General features: G+C 43.9%; 18 protein-coding genes and 2 pseudogenes. 7 read left to right on the top strand and 13 right to left on the bottom strand.

Annotated elements, in window-relative coordinates:
• The first annotated feature begins 37 nt into the window (after positions 1 to 37).
• The 7 genes from AOT13_RS11330 to AOT13_RS11300 all read left to right on the top strand — a co-directional run bounded on the left by AOT13_RS11330 (position 38) and on the right by AOT13_RS11300 (position 7,776).
• Complete coding sequence (locus AOT13_RS11330) at positions 38 to 1,432, top strand: sigma-54 interaction domain-containing protein (RefSeq protein ID WP_003250996.1); 1,395 nt, start codon at positions 38 to 40, stop codon at positions 1,430 to 1,432.
• A 143-nt stretch (positions 1,433 to 1,575) separates the two neighbouring features.
• The gene (gene speB / locus AOT13_RS11325) at positions 1,576 to 2,547 is read left to right on the top strand and encodes an agmatinase (protein WP_042385689.1); all 972 of its coding nucleotides are present in this window, start codon (positions 1,576 to 1,578) and stop codon (positions 2,545 to 2,547) included.
• Positions 2,548 to 2,574: 27 nt separating this feature from the next.
• The gene (locus AOT13_RS11320) at positions 2,575 to 4,026 is read left to right on the top strand and encodes an aldehyde dehydrogenase family protein (protein ID WP_003250999.1); all 1,452 of its coding nucleotides are present in this window, start codon (positions 2,575 to 2,577) and stop codon (positions 4,024 to 4,026) included.
• Between the two features lie 86 nt (positions 4,027 to 4,112).
• On the top strand, positions 4,113 to 5,489 hold the full coding sequence (locus tag AOT13_RS11315) for a purine-cytosine permease family protein (RefSeq protein ID WP_042385691.1): 1,377 nt from the start codon (positions 4,113 to 4,115) through the stop codon (positions 5,487 to 5,489).
• A gap of 3 nt (positions 5,490 to 5,492) precedes the next feature.
• Entirely contained in the window at positions 5,493 to 6,311 is an 819-nt protein-coding gene (locus AOT13_RS11310; protein WP_003251004.1) for a carbon-nitrogen hydrolase family protein, read from the top strand.
• Positions 6,308 to 6,964 carry a cyclase family protein gene (locus AOT13_RS11305; protein ID WP_013877057.1) on the top strand — a complete coding sequence of 219 codons (657 nt, stop codon included), beginning with the start codon at positions 6,308 to 6,310 and terminating at the stop codon, positions 6,962 to 6,964. The genes AOT13_RS11310 and AOT13_RS11305 overlap by 4 nt, the downstream gene beginning before the upstream one ends.
• Positions 6,965 to 7,296: 332 nt before the next feature.
• The gene (locus tag AOT13_RS11300) at positions 7,297 to 7,776 is read left to right on the top strand and encodes a GNAT family N-acetyltransferase (protein WP_003251007.1); all 480 of its coding nucleotides are present in this window, start codon (positions 7,297 to 7,299) and stop codon (positions 7,774 to 7,776) included.
• 256 nt (positions 7,777 to 8,032) lie between these two features.
• On the opposite strand, the pseudogene tnpB reads toward AOT13_RS11300, so the two are convergent.
• The 13 genes and pseudogenes from tnpB to urtB all read right to left on the bottom strand — a co-directional run bounded on the left by tnpB (position 8,033) and on the right by urtB (position 18,163).
• Positions 8,033 to 9,173: pseudogene (gene tnpB / locus AOT13_RS11295) on the bottom strand (IS200/IS605 family element RNA-guided endonuclease TnpB).
• 5 nt (positions 9,174 to 9,178) lie between these two features.
• Positions 9,179 to 9,592: pseudogene (tnpA, locus tag AOT13_RS19575) on the bottom strand (IS200/IS605 family transposase).
• Between the two features lie 219 nt (positions 9,593 to 9,811).
• On the bottom strand, positions 9,812 to 10,627 hold the full coding sequence (locus tag AOT13_RS11290; protein WP_003251009.1) for an urease accessory protein UreD: 816 nt from the start codon (positions 10,625 to 10,627) through the stop codon (positions 9,812 to 9,814).
• Entirely contained in the window at positions 10,624 to 11,238 is a 615-nt protein-coding gene (ureG, locus tag AOT13_RS11285; protein ID WP_003251011.1) for an urease accessory protein UreG, read from the bottom strand. The genes AOT13_RS11290 and ureG overlap by 4 nt, the downstream gene beginning before the upstream one ends.
• 27 nt (positions 11,239 to 11,265) lie before the next feature.
• Entirely contained in the window at positions 11,266 to 11,937 is a 672-nt protein-coding gene (locus AOT13_RS11280; protein ID WP_003251013.1) for an urease accessory protein UreF, read from the bottom strand.
• The gene (ureE, locus tag AOT13_RS11275) at positions 11,930 to 12,379 is read right to left on the bottom strand and encodes an urease accessory protein UreE (protein ID WP_003251015.1); all 450 of its coding nucleotides are present in this window, start codon (positions 12,377 to 12,379) and stop codon (positions 11,930 to 11,932) included. Before ureE ends, AOT13_RS11280 begins: the two co-directional genes overlap by 8 nt.
• Before the next feature lie 10 nt (positions 12,380 to 12,389).
• On the bottom strand, positions 12,390 to 14,102 hold the full coding sequence (gene ureC, locus AOT13_RS11270) for an urease subunit alpha (RefSeq protein ID WP_003251018.1): 1,713 nt from the start codon (positions 14,100 to 14,102) through the stop codon (positions 12,390 to 12,392).
• A 4-nt stretch (positions 14,103 to 14,106) separates the two neighbouring features.
• The gene (locus AOT13_RS11265) at positions 14,107 to 14,433 is read right to left on the bottom strand and encodes an urease subunit beta (protein WP_003251019.1); all 327 of its coding nucleotides are present in this window, start codon (positions 14,431 to 14,433) and stop codon (positions 14,107 to 14,109) included.
• A gap of 17 nt (positions 14,434 to 14,450) precedes the next feature.
• Complete coding sequence (locus AOT13_RS11260; RefSeq protein ID WP_003251022.1) at positions 14,451 to 14,753, bottom strand: urease subunit gamma; 303 nt, start codon at positions 14,751 to 14,753, stop codon at positions 14,451 to 14,453.
• Between the two features lie 23 nt (positions 14,754 to 14,776).
• Positions 14,777 to 15,478 (bottom strand): urea ABC transporter ATP-binding subunit UrtE, encoded by a 702-nt coding sequence (gene urtE, locus AOT13_RS11255; protein WP_003251024.1) that lies wholly within the window; start codon positions 15,476 to 15,478, stop codon positions 14,777 to 14,779.
• Positions 15,472 to 16,221 carry an urea ABC transporter ATP-binding protein UrtD gene (gene urtD, locus AOT13_RS11250; RefSeq protein ID WP_003251026.1) on the bottom strand — a complete coding sequence of 250 codons (750 nt, stop codon included), beginning with the start codon at positions 16,219 to 16,221 and terminating at the stop codon, positions 15,472 to 15,474. Before urtD ends, urtE begins: the two co-directional genes overlap by 7 nt.
• Positions 16,178 to 17,251, bottom strand: coding sequence for an urea ABC transporter permease subunit UrtC (urtC, locus tag AOT13_RS11245; RefSeq protein ID WP_003251028.1), 1,074 nt, complete (start codon positions 17,249 to 17,251; stop codon positions 16,178 to 16,180). Before urtC ends, urtD begins: the two co-directional genes overlap by 44 nt.
• Positions 17,252 to 17,263: 12 nt before the next feature.
• Entirely contained in the window at positions 17,264 to 18,163 is a 900-nt protein-coding gene (gene urtB / locus AOT13_RS11240) for an urea ABC transporter permease subunit UrtB (protein ID WP_003251030.1), read from the bottom strand.
• Between the last annotated feature and the right edge of the window lie 20 nt (positions 18,164 to 18,183).

The raw sequence follows: 18,183 nt of genomic DNA, 5'->3' as shown, positions 1-18,183 counted from the left end.
TTAAATAATGTAAAGATAAACAGTTAGGAGGCAAAGCATGCAAAGTGTTATGGATGTGTTGGAATTAGAGTTAGGCGCCATATTAAAATCTTCTAACGATAATATTGTCATTACAGACGGAAACGGAGTCGTTCTCCGCGCCAGCCCCAACTGTCTTTCCATTTATGGAAAAGAAGTTTCTTATCTTATTGGAAAATCTGTATATCAATTAGAAAAAGAAAACATATTTTCCCCTTCTGTGACGGCCAGAGTGCTAAAAGAGAAAAAAGAAGTCCAAATCATGCAGCGAACACCAACAGGCCGTGTCGTCATGGCAACAGGCGTACCTGTATTTGATAAACAAAATAACATTATTCGCGTGATTAGTTTCTCCCATGATTTAACAGAGTTAGAACGTTTAAAAGAAGACTATGAAAAGCTAAGAAGGCAGATGGAACATTATCAAATCGAAATGGAAGAATTAAAGCAGGAAAACATTGTGATCCAAAGCAAGGTTATGCAGCGTATTTGGAAGCTAGTGCATCGTGTGGCCAAATCCGATGCAACGGTGCTTTTTCTTGGCGAGTCCGGAGTTGGGAAAAATGTATTTGCCCGTGCCCTCCATCAAAACAGCCCGAGGCGAAACCAGCCATTTATCGAAGTGAATTGCAGCGCTATTCCGGAATCGCTATTTGAATCAGAAATGTTTGGATATGAAAAAGGGTCGTTTACCGGCGCACAAAAAACCGGGAAACCGGGATTGATCGAATTAGCCGATAAAGGGACTCTTTTTCTTGATGAAATTGGCGAACTCCCGCTTTCGATGCAAGCAAAGCTGCTAAAAGTTTTACAGGAGAAAAAAGTGACGCGCGTCGGGGGAATTAAAGAAAGAACGATTGACTTTCGGCTTATTGCCTCGACCAATCAGAATTTAGAGGAAATGGTGAAGCAAGGAAAATTCCGTCAAGATTTATTTTATCGTTTGCATGTTATTCCCATTTACGTACCTGCTTTGCGGGAGAGAAAAGAAGATATTTTCATGTTAGCACAATACTTTTTAGAAAAATTCAACCAAAAATATCACACGGATAAATATTTTCATCCGTCCATTGTTGACCATCTTGTCGATTATGATTGGCCTGGTAATGTGCGAGAATTAGAAAACATGATGGAAAGATTAGTCATTACCTCCGAAACAAAAGCCATTTATCCCGAATATCTCCCTTTTTCTATCCAAAAGCACCCACACTCGGCACCATCTCGTCAATGGTTGGAAAAAGAGAAGGAACCCGCTACATTGAAAGAAGCGATTGAACAGGTAGAGCGGCAATGGCTCTTGCACGCGGCAAAACAATGTAAAACAACATATGAAATGGCGGATTATCTTGGAATTAGTCAGCCAACTGTAGTGAGAAAACTAAAAAAATACGGCATCAATTCAAAAATGGATTAAAAATCATTTTTGAATTGATTTTTTATTTTTCATTCATTTTTGCATTAATTCATCGTATTTTTTGTCAAAAATCTCTATATTCTTTTTTGGCACGTTTTTTGCATTTTTTAAAATGCAGAACATTTTCAAAGGAGGTTTTTTCAGTGTATAAACCAAAAGATTCATCCCAATCTCCCCGCTTTTGCGGAGTCCGGACATTTATGCGCTTAGAAAATATGAAAACAACGGACAATGTTGATTTTGTCGTACTCGGTGTGCCGTTTGATACTGCCGCTTCTAACCGAACCGGGCAACGGTATGGACCGCAGCACATTCGAAATTTTTCTGTATTGCTTCGCCCTTACAATCCAGATATGGACATTAATATCTTTGAATATTGTTCTGGAGTAGATTATGGAGATATTGACGTCATTCCAGGAAACGCGCTGCGAACATACGATCATATTGTTAAAGAGTTGCGGCCAGTGTTACAGAAAAATATCATCCCGATTATTATGGGCGGCGATCATTCGATTACATTAGGAAATTTGCGGGCATTTCATGAGCGCTTTGGGCCAGTGGCGCTTGTTCATTTCGACTCTCACGGAGATACTTGGGATCATTATTATGGTGAAAAATATATGCATGGCACGCCATTCCGCCGTGCTGTCGAAGAAGGGCTGCTGGACGTGGATCATTCCATTCAAATCGGCATGCGCGGACCGCTTTATAGTGCGGATGATATAGAAGATGCGCGACGGCTTGGTTTTGAAGTCATTACCATGAAGGAAGTTCGGCAAATTGGATTTTCTGAAGTAATGAAACGCATTCACAACTGTGTGGGGGATAAACCTGTTTTCGTTTCCTATGATATCGACTTTGTCGATCCTGCGTTTGCTCCCGGCACCGGCACACCGGAAGTAGGAGGGCCAACCAGCTACGAAGCACTAGAGTATGTAAGGGGACTCGATGGGCTAAATATTGTCGGATTTGACCTCGTTGAAGTATTGCCTTCTTATGACAGCGGGGAAATTACAGCTGTGTTAGCATCTGCCATTATCTATGAGATGATCACACTGGTTGCATTAAAGAAAAGACGAGCCTTGCAAAAAAATTTATCTGCAACAACACAATGAAAACATTCCAGCAAAAGGAGAGTTTTTATGTCCAATCACCATGTGTACATAAACGGTACATGGCATAAAGGGAATGAAGAAAAACGCTCGATTATCAATCCTTCCAATGAACAAGTGATAACAGAAATAAATGACGCATCCTTGCAACAAACACGGGAAGCAATCGAAGCCGCCCGCCATGCTTTTCAATATACAAATTGGCCGGCAGATCCAAGTTATCGGATTTCCGTTCTTCGTCAATTAGCAGATCTGCTAGAGAAAGACACGGAAAAATTTGCATATATCGAGACGATCAATACGGGAAAGCCGATTCGCGAGTCACGCCTTGATGTAAGCGATTCGGTACAATGCCTTCGTTATTATGCCAACTTTCTCGAACAGCGAACCATGACGGAAAAGAAAATGGCGGATGGCACAACAAGTAAAATCATCGCAGAACCGATCGGCGTTTGCGCGCTCATTGTTCCTTGGAATTTCCCGCTTTTATTAGGGATATGGAAAATTGCGCCTGCGCTTGCTGCGGGAAATACCATCGTTTTTAAACCATCCGAATTAACTCCATTATCTTTACTAGAACTAACAAAACTTATCGATTCCATTGGTCTTCCACCGGGAGTGTTTAATCTTGTTCCTGGGGGCGGTTCTCCTGTTGGAGAAACGTTGGTGACACATCCGCATGTGGAAAAAATATCATTTACCGGCGGAACCAAAACAGGCCGATGGATTTACGAACAATGCGCTAGTAGCTTCAAACGGATTTCCCTGGAACTCGGCGGAAAATCTCCGCTTCTCGTTTTCGAAGATGCTGATTTGGATAACGCAGTAGAGTGGGCGATGTTTGCTTCTTTTTTGAATCAAGGAGAAGTGTGTGTTGCTGCTTCACGAATTCTTGTCCATGAACATCTTTATGATTCATTTATAGATAAACTGATAAAAAGACTAGATTCCCTTCGCATCGGGGATCCTTTAGACGAGAAAACAGAGATGGGGCCATTAATAAGCTCCTCACATTTAGAAAAAGTAGAAACGTATATCCAACTCGGATTGCAAGAAGGAGCTGTCCTGCTCCGAGGTGGCGAACGCATCAAAGAACAAGGATATTACCTCTCCCCTGCCGTTTTTGTCAATATTCACCAAGACATGCGCATCGTGCAAGAAGAAATCTTTGGTCCCGTTATTACCGTACAACGCTTCAACAATGATAAAGAAGTGATCGAATTGGCAAATGATACGATATATGGGCTGGCAGCTGGCATATTTAGCCGCGATCTCGAACGGGCCGAACAAATCGCCAGAAAGCTGAGAGCAGGAACGATTTGGATTAACAGTTATCACACTCCTTATGTCGATGCGCCTTGGGGCGGCTTTAAACAGAGCGGAATCGGCCGGGAGCTTGGCCCGCAAGGATTCACCGCTTTTACGGAAACGAAACATGTAAACATAAGCGAAAATGGAAAGCCACTCGGATGGTACCAATAATGTTTCGATTTCGTCCTTGCGGCGAAATCGATTTGTACACAAATTATTCTGAATATTATAAATTTTAAGTCCAGGAGGCGTTGTTGATGGCGAAATGGACAGAACATTTTGGGCATGATGACATTCGGCCAACACCGATGAACGAACGGAGTATGAATTTTTTCAGTACCTTTACTCTTTGGATTGCTGCGAACGTCGTCATTACTACCGTGATGACAGGCATGATGTTCGTTCCCGATATTTCCTTTTCCAGTGCGATGTTCGCGATTATTGTCGGCTCTGCGATCGGCGCCATTCCGCTCGCTCTTACAGGAAACATCGGCATCCGGACCGGGCTCCCAACCATGGTTATCACTAGAGCTGCCTTCGGACAAAAAGGAGCGAGCCTTCCAGCCATTGTCAATACGATTATTTTAATTGGCTGGAGCTGGATTCAAGCGTATATGGCTGGCCTTAGTCTTAATTATGCCGTTCATTACGCTACGGGATACAGCAATATTAATTTATTTGTGATTTTAACTGAACTGCTTGTCGTGATCATTACAATTTTCGGCCACCGCGGGGTAGAACGAATCGAAAAATATATATCAATCGCCATGTTGCTTTTATCTTTTCTCGTTTTTTATAAAATTTTTACGACGTATCATATCTCCACACTATTAGAAATCAAGCTAAGCAAGCATCCATCCATCACCACGATCATCGCGTTTGATATCGTGGTTGCGACAGCGTTTTCGTGGATGTCAACCGTTTGTGATTTTAACCGGAACTGTCAATCGGAAAAAAGCGGATTTTGGGGAACCTACTTTGGCTATCTTGTCGCTTCGCTTGTGGCGATGGGGCTCGATGCGGTTGTCAGCGGGTTTAGCATTGCTTCCAACATGGAACGAACATACGACCCTACTATTCTCCTTGCCGCTTACGGATTTGGATTGATCGCATCCATTGTCGTTTTCTTTTCTGTGCTATCTACCAATGTCATGGCATTATATAGTGCGACGATGTCCTTTATGAACGTATTCCCGCGCGCGGGGTTTTGGAAGCCGACATTGATCATGGGAATCATTTGTACCCTAGGTGCCTTGTTAAAAGAAGCACTCATGTCCCATTTCTTTAATTTTATAATGCTCATTGCGACACTGTTCATTCCCGTATTCGCCATTGTGCTCGTTGATTACTTTTTGATCAAAAGAGGAACATATAATGCGGAAGATATTCTTTTTGATACAAAAGGTCAGTATCGGTATCAAAAAGGAGTCAATGTGGTCGCATATGTGGCGTATATCATCGGAGCTGTTTTCGCCTATTACTTTACGTATGTTCATCCGCTTGCGATCGGCTCAACCATGTTAACATTTTTCTTGTCAGGAGCAAGCTATTGGGGATTAATGAAAATCACAAAACAAACATCGAGCGCAGCGCATACCATGGAACCACAAACTCCGACTAGCATGGAGGGATAATTTATGGCAATATCGTATGAAATAGCGCTGACGCAAATGACGCCGATAAATAGCGATATTTCTAGCAACCTCGCAAAAATGGAAGCCATCGCAAACGAATGCAAACAAAAATTTCCCGATGTTCGCCTTCTCCTGTTCCCGGAACTTTGTACTACTGGTTACGTTTTATCGGAAACGCTGAAAGACGTTGCCCAAGCATGGGATGGTTTAATATTTCAACGAATGAGCCGGCTTGCGCAAAAACTTCAATTGTATATTGCTTACGGATACGTCGAAAAAGATGATGAGGTAAATTTCTATAACTCTCTCATACTGATTCATCCAAGCGGACAATGCATAGGGAATTATCGAAAAATCCATTTAACTCCGTTAGAAAAAGCGTGGTTTACTCCCGGGTCCAAACCAGTACTAGTAGATACAGAGCTCGGCCGCATCGGTTTAATGATTTGTTGGGACTTAGCTTTTCCAGAACTAGCAAGGTATCTGGCGGTCCATGGAGCCGGGCTTCTTCTTGTTCCGTGTGCGTGGGAATCCCCGTTTCACGAGCCTTTTCAAAAATTTGCGATGGCACGCGCAATCGATAATACCGTCTATGTAGCAGCATGTAATCAAGTGGGCCAATCTTTTCCTTTTCATTTCTTTGGTTTATCCTCTATTTATGGACCAGATGGAAACGAAATCGCCATCGCCAACATGGATGATCAAGAAGAAATCATACGAGCAACCATAGATGAGCACTGGCGTCAAGAATTAAAGCAAACCTTTTACACGATGATGAATGAGCGGCGAATAGATGTTTATCAAGGAGTGGAATGGACATGAACATCAAAAAAATCGTAGATCTATCGATGCCCATTACTGCACAAACCCCGATTTATCCAGGAGATCCAAAACCACATATCACATCAGTGGCAACATTCGCACAAAACGGCTACCATGTCAGCCGGCTTGTTCTTGGTTCGCATAGCGGCACTCACGTGGACGCCCCTTTTCATTTTCGCGAAAATGGCCTGCGAATCGATGAGGTTCCTTTAACGTATTTTCTCGGCAAAGGAATTGTCATCGATGTGACGGAAAAAAACGATGGAGAAGCGGTTACACTAGACGATGTCAATGCTTACTTGCCGCGGCTCGAACCGGGAATGATTGTCCTATTTCACACTGGTTGGTCCCAATATGCGGGAACGGAGCGCTATTTTCGCCACCCGTACATTGCGATCGACGTCATCGAAGCAATGTTGGAACGAGGAATCCGCACGTTTTTCATCGATGCGTTAAACATCGATCCGCCTGACGGCTCTTCCTTCCCTGCGCACGAAGCGATTACTGCTGTAAATGGAGTGATCGGGGAAAATTTTACGAACTTCGATAAAATTGACTTTGCCAATCCGTATATTATCGCGCTTCCCCTTTATTTGCCGGAATGTGACGGCTCGCCGGTGAGAGCGGTGGCGGTGGAATTTGATTCATGCTAATGGAACCCGCGACATTCTCTATTCGGCGTTTCGCCTTTAGAATCCCGCACCGATTTCTCCTGCCGTCGCCTTAAAAGCATGTCGTCTTAAACCATGTTTTCGTTTCTATTATCCTAATAGAACATATATTCCCGTGAAATGGTGCGTCGCCCTTATTTAATTATAGGAAAAAACACGTTCGCAAATATTTTTGTTCGCACTAGGCTCTTGTTTCAAGCATTGCAATAACTCATATTAGGACACTCCTCCCTATCCGAGACATAAGCAGACAAAGAGGCCTTGTTTCTTATATGATAAAATTAATACAAATCATAACAAGGAGTGTCAGGAGCATGAACATTATCCCTACCCATCTTCTTGACCGCTCAACCGTGCAACAATTTTTTATTACCCATTGGGGAAGTCCGCAAATGGTCGTTTCAACGGGATTGTATGATTGCAGCGAGCTGGACGGTTTTGCCGCGGTCCAAGGCAATGGGGAAATAGCGGGGCTGATCACCTTTGTCATCCGTGGTGAAGAATGCGAAATTGTTTCACTAGATAGCGTGATCGAAAACCAAGGAGTCGGCAGCGCTCTTTTGCAACAAGCGGAAGCATTTGCCGCGCAGCATGGATGTAGCACGGTCCGCTTAATCACGACGAACGATAATTTACACGCTTTACGCTTTTATCAAAAACGGGGTTACCAGATTGTTAAGGTCTTCCCGAATGCTGTGGAAAAAGCAAGACAAATGAAACCGAGCATTCCGCACGTTAGCTCAGACGGCATTCCGATTCGGGATGAACTGTTGCTTGTCAAACAACTACTGTAGATAACGGATGAAAGCAGCGACGTTTCTAAATGTCTTCTACACAAAAATTAATCCAGCCCATTTCGAATGCGATTTACGAAAAACATCCGTTTATGTTTGTGTTTTAGTCACGATAACAAAAACCATCCCCTCTTCTCTTTGAAAGACGGGGATGGTGTATATGTTTAAAATAACAGTCCTTCCTCTATACCAATGTGATACATATAGTTTGACCACTCTCCATGCCTAAAGGCAGGGGATTCTTGGGTAATCCCTTCTACCGAAGAGAAATGGACCAAGCTCCACCCGCCGGCCCAGCGGTGAATAGTCTTATCCCTTCTTGTAAGATGTTTATAGCTGCGTTTACGTCCCTGCGCTCCGCAATTCGGGCATGTCCACACCCGCAATTTTAGGCTTTTGACCTCTTTGTTTTGATAGCCACAATCAGAGCAACGTTGTGAAGATGGAAATTGTTTTCCTACTTTTACGATGGTTCTGCCATACCATTTCGCCTTATATTCCAACATGATTACAAATTCAGACCAAGACGCATCAGCAATTGATTTTGCCAGATTATGATTCTTCACCATGTTTTTTACTTGTAAGTCCTCCAAACAGATTACTTGGTTTTCGTCAATCAGTTTGGTGGACAACTTATGTAGGAAGTCACGTCTTGCATTGACGATTTTTTCATGAATTCGAGCCACTTTTAAGCGTGCTTTGTTCCAGTTAGAACCGCCTTTTTGGCGACGAGATAGGATTCGTTGCCACCTAACTAGCTTCTTTTCGTACTTTCTGAAGTATTTTGGTGTATTGATTTTTTTGCCAGTAGAGAGAATGGCGAAATCTTTTAAACCAAGATCAACGCCGACTGCCTTTTTGGAAGTTGGTAATGGCTCGATTTCGGTTTCACAAACGATAGATACAAAATATTTGCCTGTTGGATTGCGGCGGATCGTCGCAGAAAGGATTTTTCCTTCGACTTCTCTTGATTTCGCAAACGTTACCCATCCTAACTTTGGCAGTTTAATTTGATTTCCAACTACTTCAACCGTTGGTTTTCCTTTCTTCGGGTAATTGCATTGACTGGTGTAAGACTGGACAGGGTTTTTCTTGCTCTTGAAACGGGGAGAATCATTCTGTTTTTTGAAAAATCGTTGAAAGGAATCGTCCAGATGTTTTAGCGCATTTTGAAGGACTGTAGAATCGGCTTCGTTTAACCATTCCCATTCCTTTTTCAATTGGGTTAACTGATTGGCACAAGTGTGATAGGTTAAACCTTTCCCTGTTTGCTCGTAAGCTTCGTTCCACTTTTCTAAAAAGTGATTGAAAACAAAACGACAACAACCGAACGTCTTGTTTATTAATATTTCTTGCTCTTTTGTAGGGTAGATCCGGAACTTAAATGCTTTGTGCATAAGAATCACTTCCCGCTTCTTGTTGGTTGAGACTCAATATATTGTTTTACTGCATTCAGGGACACCGTCCCAACGGTTGCTATAAAGTAAGAGTTTGTCCATAGGGATGGCAAGCGTGATTTTAAAGGTGGGAACTTTTGACGCAGTATTCGGGACGTATATCCTTTTAAATGCTTAACCACTCTGTGAATGCCAAACTGTGGATCGCATTGGATCAATAGATGTACATAATCCGGCATGATTTCCATTTCCGCAATTTCTGCTTGTAGTCCTTTTGCCTTTGATTGGAACAGTTCTTTTCATCGTTCACTTACTGGAGGAACAAGTACTTTCTTACGATACTTCGGACAGAATACGACATGATACTTGCAGTCATACACAATGTTTCGGTTATTTTCAACTTTTTTCCTATTTCTCATCTAATGAAATTCTAATACAAAAAATTAGATACAATCAATACATCTAACAAAGCAGATAAAAAATGTCGGACTTGCGAGAGGGTTAACCCCCTCCCTTGTCCTCCGCTTGCTCTCATCCCCATAGCTGAAGCTAGGGTTTTTCCAGCTCGCTTTTTATAACAAATCCAAAAAGCAAAATCGGCAATACGGTACTCACGAGCACTCCATCTCCTTATCTTTTTAGTACTTTCGCAGAAAAATAGGCCCCTCTTGAAAACATTCCTCGCGAATAAACTGGTGAATCATTTGAAAAACCGTTTCAATCACATATGTTTCATGTGCAAAAACGCGGACAATCAATCCCGGAATCATCGGGATAGACCAGCCAAGATGAGCAGAAGCAGGAAAACGCGCTGCCATCCTCTCGAATTGTTGCAGAAAATTTTTGGTCATAAATGGACTAATCACAAAAAGAGACCCAAAATGCGTATACCCTTCCATCTGGAGAATTCCCGTCATCCCTTTGCTCGGTTCTAAATAAAGATGATCAAATAACATTAAATCGCCCTCATAATATATTTTTAATTTCGAGCGGATCCTATCGTAACAGAACAACTCGCCGCTTTCTGACCACCCTGGCGTTATAATATCTCCGTAAATGAACGTAGAACTTTCTTTCATATCAACGGCCATTTCTTGATAAAATTGCGCTTTTTCATAAGCAATAACTGGATCGGGAAAAAATTCAAACACGCTTTGATGATCTAGATAAATGGATGTATATTGTTGCACCGGCATCTTTATTGTTTTATATATTTTCGTCGCCGATTGCGTGGTGACAATCAGCTGCGCTTTTTCTTGCAGCATGATTTCCGTCTTATATCGATCTCCGTCCACATACCCCCCGCCAACATGAATCAAGTAAATCGCCGGCTGAGAAGGATGAAGGTAGATCGGCCGGGTCAATTTCAACGCTCCTTCATAGTAGCAATCGGAAATAACTGTACGGCCGTTTTTCTCCATGGCCGTACACCGTAACAGTCCTGACCAGCTCATTCTTCCAACCCTGCCAGCATCACTTGTTTTTTGATCCACTCCACGACTTCCGCTAATCCAATTTCTTCTTTTAAATTGGTGAAAATAACCGGTTTTGTTCCGCGCGCCGCTTTTGCATCGCGCTCCATCACTTCTAAACGTGCTCCTACATAAGGGGCGAGGTCGATTTTATTGATAACCAGCAAGTCTGATTTAATCATTCCTTGTCCGCCTTTGCGCGGAATTTTTTCCCCTTGCGCTACATCAATGACATAAATAGAGAAATCAACAAGCTCTGGGCTGAAGGTAGCGGCCAAATTGTCGCCGCCGCTTTCGATAAAAATCATTTCGACATCCGGGTGGCGTTCTTTTAACTCGTCAATCGCCGCAAAATTCATTGAAGCATCCTCACGAATGGCGGTATGCGGGCATCCTCCGGTCTCCACGCCAATAATCCGGTCTTCCGGCAGCACGCTATGTTTCACTAAAAACTGCGCATCTTCTTTTGTATAGATATCATTTGTTACGACTGCTAGGCTGAATTCGCGGTGCAACGTCCGAGTGAGTTTTTCGACAAGCATCGTCTTTCCCGCACCAACCGGTCCACCGATCCCGATTCTTACTGGCTCCATCTCCCATTTCCTCTCCTTTCCGAAAAATTAAGACATAAATAAGCGAACGGAAAGTTGTTCATGTTGCATTTGCGCGATTTCCAATCCCGGTACTGCCGCTCCTAACTCTTCCTCTGTTAACGTATCGATCTTCTGCACCGCTTTAAGCAAATGTGGCTGCATGGAAACGAGCAGACGCTGCCCATCGGTCTGGCCGAGTGGAATAGCGCGAACCGCATTTTGAACAAGTGCTTGGACAGAAGTATATAAGTACGATAACACCGTTGTCTCTTTTGGAATTTGCAAATGATGGCAAACGATGGCGAAAACAAGAGCAGGATGCTTATACCCGCGTTTCTTTTTATCATCGTTCCATATGTCCAAAGGATAGATTTCGCGGCAAACTTTCCACATTCGTTCCCCGATCATCCGCGTTCCTTCTCTTGTTTCTCTCGCCAGGCAAAGCGCCGCCAACATTTCATTTAACCGCCATACATCCTCTTTCGATTTTTTTTCTAAAAAATCGTATGCTAGCCGGCATGCCAAGCCATCGGTATACGTCAGTTGCGTTTGAATATACACAGTGAGCGCATCGCGAAACGTTTCCATATTATAGATTTTTTCATTGGAAATATATGTTTCAAAACCAAAGGAGTGGGAAAATGCTCCGGAAGGAAAGTTCGAATCACAGAGCTGCAATAAAAGCAGCAGCTTATCCATCATGGCGGTGGCCGATATAACGAAATGCTTGTTTTACTTTCCGCTTTTCCCGCTGATACGGGATATGTAATTGTTTTAGCAGCTCTTCAACTAAATAGTCATATTGCACGAGCATTTCCTCTCCTTCAAATTGAGCAGGCAAATGACGGTTGCCAAGCTGATGGGCGATTTCTCCCATTTGTTTCATGGAAGTGGGCCGAATGACAAGCAAATCATCAGGCAGGACGCTCACTACCATCATCTTTTTCTCATCCATCCATAAGATATCGCCATCCGTTAATTCCTTTGTTTCTTTTAAACGAATTCCTATCTCTGTTCCGTGATCAGTGACAACACGCTGAATTCGTTTGACTAAATCATCGCTGTTTAAATACACCCGCTCTATGTGCGGCGGTAATTTGTCCAGCATTCTAATATTTCCGACGATTTTTTCGACAATCATTTTTACCACCTCAAAATAAAAAATATCGTTGCGCCATCGGGATTACTTCGGCTGGTTCACACGTAATAATGGTTCCGTCCACTTTTACTTCATACGTTTGCGGATCGACATCAATCTTTGGCATTGCATTGTTGAACACCATATCCTTTTTCGACAAACGGCGAATGTGCTCTACTGGTTGAATGATTTTTTGCAACTTCAATTTCTGCGGGATTCCGCGCTCAAAAGCTGCTTTTGATACAAATGTAATCGAAGTGTTATATAAAGCCTTTCCATAGCTTGCAAACATCGGCCGATACATGGCTGGCTGCGGAGTCGGAATGCTGGCATTGGGATCTCCCATGACGCTATAGGCAATCATTCCCCCTTTCAGCACAAGTTCTGGTTTAACGCCGAAAAACGCAGGATGCCAAACGACTAAATCGGCCAATTTCCCCACTTCAACCGATCCGACATGCTTCGCAATCCCGTGGGTAAGCGCCGGATTTATCGTATATTTGGCAATATAACGCTTTACGCGAAAATTATCTCCTTTTCTTCCTTTGTCTTCTGGCAATTTCCCAAATTGCTTTTTCATCTTATCCGCTGTTTGCCATGTGCGCAAAATTACTTCCCCGACACGCCCCATTGCTTGCGAATCAGAACTGATCATGCTAAAAGCACCGAAATCATGGAGAATATCTTCCGCCGCAATCGTCTCTTTGCGAATGCGCGAGTCGGCAAAGGCAATATCTTCCGGAACAGACGGGTCTAAATGATGGCAAACCATCAACATGTCTAAATGCTCCGCTAACGTATTTTTTGTATAAGGCCGCGTTGGATTGGTAGAAGAAGGCAATATATTTGGAAAACTCGCTACTTTCATAATATCTGGCGCATGTCCTCCGCCCGCTCCTTCCGTATGATATGTGTGAATGACGCGCCCGTTAATCGCCCGTAATGTATCTTCGACAAATCCCCCTTCATTCAGCGTATCGGTATGAATCGCCACTTGCACATCATATTCGTCCGCAACCTGCAAACTGGCATCAATGGCTGCCGCTGTTGTCCCCCAATCTTCATGAAGCTTTAAGCCAATGGCTCCTGCGCGAATTTGCTCCGCTAACGGCTCTTTCGCCGATGCGTTGCCTTTCCCTAAAAATCCAAGATTCATCGGAAACGCTTCGGCCGCTTCCAACATGCGATAGATGTTCCATTCCCCAGGGGTGCATGTCGTTGCATTGGTTCCCGTCGCCGGCCCGGTTCCCCCGCCGATCATCGTCGTAATCCCCGATGACAAAGCCGTTTCGATTTGTTGCGGACAAATAAAGTGAATATGGGCGTCAATTCCTCCTGCGGTAACAATTTTCCCCTCCGCCGCAATCACTTCTGTCGCCGCTCCGATGATGATATTGACTCCATCCATTAACAACGGATTGCCCGCTTTCCCAATGGCGGCAATTTTCCCGTCTTTAATCCCGATATCGGCTTTATAAATTCCGGTATAGTCGACAATCATCGCGTTCGTCAGCACTAAATCCACCGATTCCGCACGCGTGGCAAGCGGGTGTTGCCCCATTCCATCACGAATGACTTTTCCGCCGCCAAATTTTACTTCATCGCCATAGACGGTAAAGTCCTGTTCCATCTCAATCCATAAATCGGTATCCGCTAAACGAACACAATCTCCTGTTGTCGGTCCAAACATGTCCGCATATTGTTTTCGTGACATGGAAAAACTCATCTCACTACTCCCCTTTCTTGCCTCGGTCAAGCGGGCCGTTCACAAAATTATTTAATCCGTAAACATGACGTTTCCCAGAAAAAGGAACAAGTTCCACTTGCTTAGCATCCCCGGGTTCAAAACGCACCGCTGTTCCTGCTGGAATATTTAAATGCTTCCCGTATGCTGCTTGGCGGTCAAATTCAAGAAACGAGTTGACTTCAAAAAAGTGAAAGTGTGAGCCGACTTGAATCGGCCGGTCTCCGCGATTTTTCACAACGATTTTTGTTATCGGTTTATGTTGATTGCAAACAATTGCTTCTTGTTTTAACCAATATTCCCCTGGGATCATCATTCCCCTCCCCTTTTTTAACGAATCGGATGATGAACCGTAACAAGCTTTGTGCCATCAGGAAATGTCGCTTCCACTTGTATGTCTTCGATCATTTCCGGCACTCCTTCCATCACATCATCACGGGTTAAAATCGTTGTCCCGTATTGCATTAACTCTGCCACCGTACGTCCATCGCGCGCGCCTTCTAAAATTTCATAGGTAATGAAGGCGACTGCTTCGGGATAATTAAGCTTTAAGCCCCTCTCTTTACGGCGGCGTGCAAGATCCGCTGCTACGACAATAAGCAATTTCTCTTGTTCACGAGCAGTTAATTTCATTGTTCTCTCCTTCCTTTTTATTTTTAAACAGTTAAGAACTGTTGAATGTCATGCATATTCGTTTCGCTGACACGCCCCTGTGCGACAACGGTGCCGCGGTCAAAAATGTAAAAGTAGTCAGCGCATGAAAAAGCCAAATCTAAGCTATGCTCGACAAGGACAATCCCGACCATTTTTTCTTTGGCCATTTTAACAATGACATCACGAATAAGCTGTACGATCGATGGCTGAATTCCTTCCATCGGCTCATCAAGCAACAGCAACTTTGGCTGCCCCATCAGCGCCCGGGCAATGGCAAGCTGTTGTTGCTGCCCGCCGCTTAAATCTCCCCCTTTTCGATGCAGCATTTCTTTTAATATCGGAAATAACTCGTAAACTTCTGCTAAAATCTGTGACGGATTGGCTTTCTTCGGAAGTGCCTCCAGCCCTAGCAATAAATTTTCTTCCACTGTTAGCGAAGAAAAAATTTCTCTTCCTTGTGGAACATAGCCAATCCCCTTTCTTACTCTCTCTTCAGGCGGCAATGAGGTAATATCTTCATGCTCCCATTCGATTTTGCCAGCCATCGGTTTGATTAACCCGATAATGCTTTTGATAAGTGTCGTTTTTCCGACGCCATTTCGCCCAAGCACCGCCGTCACCGCGCCTTTTTGTGCGTTAATGCTGACATTTTCCAACACCACGCTTTGTTCATATCCGGCCGCAACATTTTGCACGCTTAACATGCTTTCTCTTCCCTTCCTAAATAAACTTCTATCACTTTTTCATTTCGCTGAATGTCCTCCATGGTCCCCTCACATAACACTTTCCCTTCATGCATGACCGTTACTTGCTTGGAAAAACGGCGCACAAAATCCATATCATGCTCGACGATGACGACGGCACAGTTGCGCGCGATTTCGTGGATCAACTCTCCTGTCCGTTCCCGCTCTGTTTCGCTCATCCCGGCAACCGGTTCATCAAGCAACAACAGCTGAGGGAATTGGATAAGCTGCATGCCAATTTCAAGCCACTGCTTTTGGCCGTGTGAAAGAGAACCAGCCTTTTGTCCAGCATAATCGAATAATTGGATGCGTTGCAGCAGCGTGATGATAGCATCCCGCTCTTCTTGCGATAACTTTGCCCGCAAAACCGCGAACAATCCGCGGTCTTGTTTTAAAGCCAGCTCCATATTCTCCCATACGGTCAACTGGTGAAAAATCGATGGGCTTTGAAACTTTCGCGCAATCCCAAGCCGGACAATTTTATGCTCCGGCATTTTCGTAATATCGTGTGAGTAAAATAACACTTTTCCGCTGCACGCTCTTGTTTTGCCGCAGATTACATCTAAAAGCGTCGTCTTTCCCGCTCCGTTTGGCCCAATTAAAAAGCGGACTTCGTGCGGATAAACCTCCAAATTCACCCCTTGCAATGCGTGAAATCCGTCAAAATCCACCGACACTTCGCGACACATGAGAACCGGCTTCATGTGTTCTCCCCTCCCCATGCCGTTTTCTTTGTTTCAAAGACTCGTATATGCCGGCAAGTCCGTTTGGCAAAAACATGACCACACCGATAAATAATCCTCCTAAAAATAGCAGCCATATATCAGGATAATTTTCGCTAAAGAAGCTTTTCGCACTGTTCGTCACAATAGCACCTATCACAGCTCCAATTAATGAACTTCTTCCCCCGACAGCAACCCACAATACCATTTCAATTGAAGGAATAATCCCCATCATCGCCGGAGAAATCAGCCCGACTTGCAAAACAAACATTACGCCTGCCAGCGCGGCAAAAGCCGCGGAAAGGCTATAGACAAACACCTTGTACGTTGTTGGATTAAACCCTAAAAAGCGGACCCTGTTTTCCCCATCCCGGATGGCTACAAGCACCCGGCCGAAACGGCTCACCGTTAACCAACGGGAAAAAAGGAAAATAAGCAAAAGCAAACAAACGGTGATCCAGTAAAGAACAATTTGGGTAAGAGGAGAAGATAACAAGAAACCGAAAACGGTAGAAAAATTCGTTAATCCATTCGTCCCTCCTGTCCATTCTTGCTTTCCGATAAATAAGGTAACAAAGACAACGACAACAGCTTGTGACAATAATGAAAAATAGACGCCTTTAATCCGGTTTTTAAACGTAAAATAACTCAAAAATGCTGCTAATAGCACCGGAATGATGATGGCGGAAGAAATAGCAAACAGCGGATGCTCAAACGGTTTCCAAAACCATGGGAGCTTGTTAACACCGCTCCACTCCATAAAATCAGGCAATCGTCCAGGCGCAGACTCCAGTTTTAAGTACATTGCCATACAGTAAGCGCCTAAACCAAAGTACACGCCATGTCCTAAACTTAAAATCCCGGTATAGCCCCAAAGCAAAGAAAGCCCTATCGCGATCATGGCAAAGCAAAGAAATTTTCCGAGCAGCGATAAACGAAATTCCGTTAAATAAAACGGTGCTGCAAACAAAGCAAGGAAAAACAGCCAATAAAGCCAGCCTTTTTTTATCATCTTTGACACCCCTTAATCGAGCGATCTTGTTTTCATACTGACAAGCCCCGAAGGCTTCCATTGCAAAAAGGCAATAATAAGCGCAAACATTATCACTTTGGCGATCGTCGCACTTGTCGAATACTCCATCAACGTGCTGACCAATCCGATTCCGAACGCTCCCAACACCGTGCCGATCAGTTTCCCTATTCCTCCCAAAATGACAACCATAAACGCATCGACAATATAATACGTTCCAATCGTTGGCCCAATCGGACCGAGCAATGTCAGCGCACAACCTGCTAACCCAGCAAATCCGGAACCAATGGCAAAAGCATATGCATCGACTTTTCGAGTCGAAATGCCAAGGCAAGAAGCCATATCCCGGTTTAACGTGACGGCTCTTATTCTGCGGCCGACTGGCGTTTTCGTTAAATAAACATAAAGGGCAAAAATGGATAAAATGACGAATGCCAAAATAAACAGCCGTTTGTACGGAAACACCACTCCCGCAACGCGGATCCCTCCATCCAGCCATCCAGGAGGAAGCACCGCTACATTTGGCGCGCCAAAAATGATTCGTACGATTTGCTGCAAAATCAAGCTGACTCCCCATGTCGCCAACAAACTATCCAACGGTCGATGATATAAATGACGGATTAATAGTTGTTCTAACCCCCAGCCAAGGAGAGCCGAAACAAAAAAGGCAGCAGGAATAGCGGCGAAAAAGTAATATTCCAGCGCTTGCGGCGCATACTTGGAAAATATTTGTTGCACGACATACGTCATGTACGCTCCCACCATGATCAATTCGCCATGAGCCATGTTGATGACACCCATTAATCCAAAGGTAACCGCCAGCCCTATAGCAACAAAAAGCAAAATCGAACCTAGGCTGAAACCGTTAAAAATTTGCGTAATAACGACAGACAACAATGCCTCCTCCTTTCTTG

The sequence above is a fragment of the Parageobacillus thermoglucosidasius genome (genome assembly GCF_001295365.1).
Lineage (GTDB): Bacteria > Bacillota > Bacilli > Bacillales > Anoxybacillaceae > Parageobacillus > Parageobacillus thermoglucosidasius.
Note: the sequence above shows the minus strand (reverse complement) of the source record. Positions and strands in the feature narration are given on the sequence as shown.

What these genes read in the sequence shown, in the direction of transcription:
- AOT13_RS11310 (WP_003251004.1), top strand. Translation starts at nt 5,493, where the DNA reads ATGGCAATATCGTATGAAATAGCGCTGACGCAAATGACGCCGATAAAT.
- AOT13_RS11305 (WP_013877057.1), top strand. Translation starts at nt 6,308, where the DNA reads ATGAACATCAAAAAAATCGTAGATCTATCGATGCCCATTACTGCACAA.
- AOT13_RS11330 (WP_003250996.1), top strand. Translation starts at nt 38, where the DNA reads ATGCAAAGTGTTATGGATGTGTTGGAATTAGAGTTAGGCGCCATATTA.
- AOT13_RS11320 (WP_003250999.1), top strand. Translation starts at nt 2,575, where the DNA reads ATGTCCAATCACCATGTGTACATAAACGGTACATGGCATAAAGGGAAT.
- AOT13_RS11290 (WP_003251009.1), bottom strand. Translation starts at nt 10,627, where the DNA reads ATGAGCTGGTCAGGACTGTTACGGTGTACGGCCATGGAGAAAAACGGC.
- urtC (WP_003251028.1), bottom strand. Translation starts at nt 17,251, where the DNA reads ATGATAAAAAAAGGCTGGCTTTATTGGCTGTTTTTCCTTGCTTTGTTT.
- urtD (WP_003251026.1), bottom strand. Translation starts at nt 16,221, where the DNA reads ATGAAGCCGGTTCTCATGTGTCGCGAAGTGTCGGTGGATTTTGACGGA.
- AOT13_RS11260 (WP_003251022.1), bottom strand. Translation starts at nt 14,753, where the DNA reads ATGAAATTAACTGCTCGTGAACAAGAGAAATTGCTTATTGTCGTAGCA.
- AOT13_RS11315 (WP_042385691.1), top strand. Translation starts at nt 4,113, where the DNA reads ATGGCGAAATGGACAGAACATTTTGGGCATGATGACATTCGGCCAACA.
- ureE (WP_003251015.1), bottom strand. Translation starts at nt 12,379, where the DNA reads ATGATTGTCGAAAAAATCGTCGGAAATATTAGAATGCTGGACAAATTA.
- ureC (WP_003251018.1), bottom strand. Translation starts at nt 14,102, where the DNA reads ATGAGTTTTTCCATGTCACGAAAACAATATGCGGACATGTTTGGACCG.
- AOT13_RS11265 (WP_003251019.1), bottom strand. Translation starts at nt 14,433, where the DNA reads ATGATCCCAGGGGAATATTGGTTAAAACAAGAAGCAATTGTTTGCAAT.
- AOT13_RS11300 (WP_003251007.1), top strand. Translation starts at nt 7,297, where the DNA reads ATGAACATTATCCCTACCCATCTTCTTGACCGCTCAACCGTGCAACAA.
- urtE (WP_003251024.1), bottom strand. Translation starts at nt 15,478, where the DNA reads ATGTTAAGCGTGCAAAATGTTGCGGCCGGATATGAACAAAGCGTGGTG.
- ureG (WP_003251011.1), bottom strand. Translation starts at nt 11,238, where the DNA reads ATGGAGCCAGTAAGAATCGGGATCGGTGGACCGGTTGGTGCGGGAAAG.
- AOT13_RS11280 (WP_003251013.1), bottom strand. Translation starts at nt 11,937, where the DNA reads ATGGATAAGCTGCTGCTTTTATTGCAGCTCTGTGATTCGAACTTTCCT.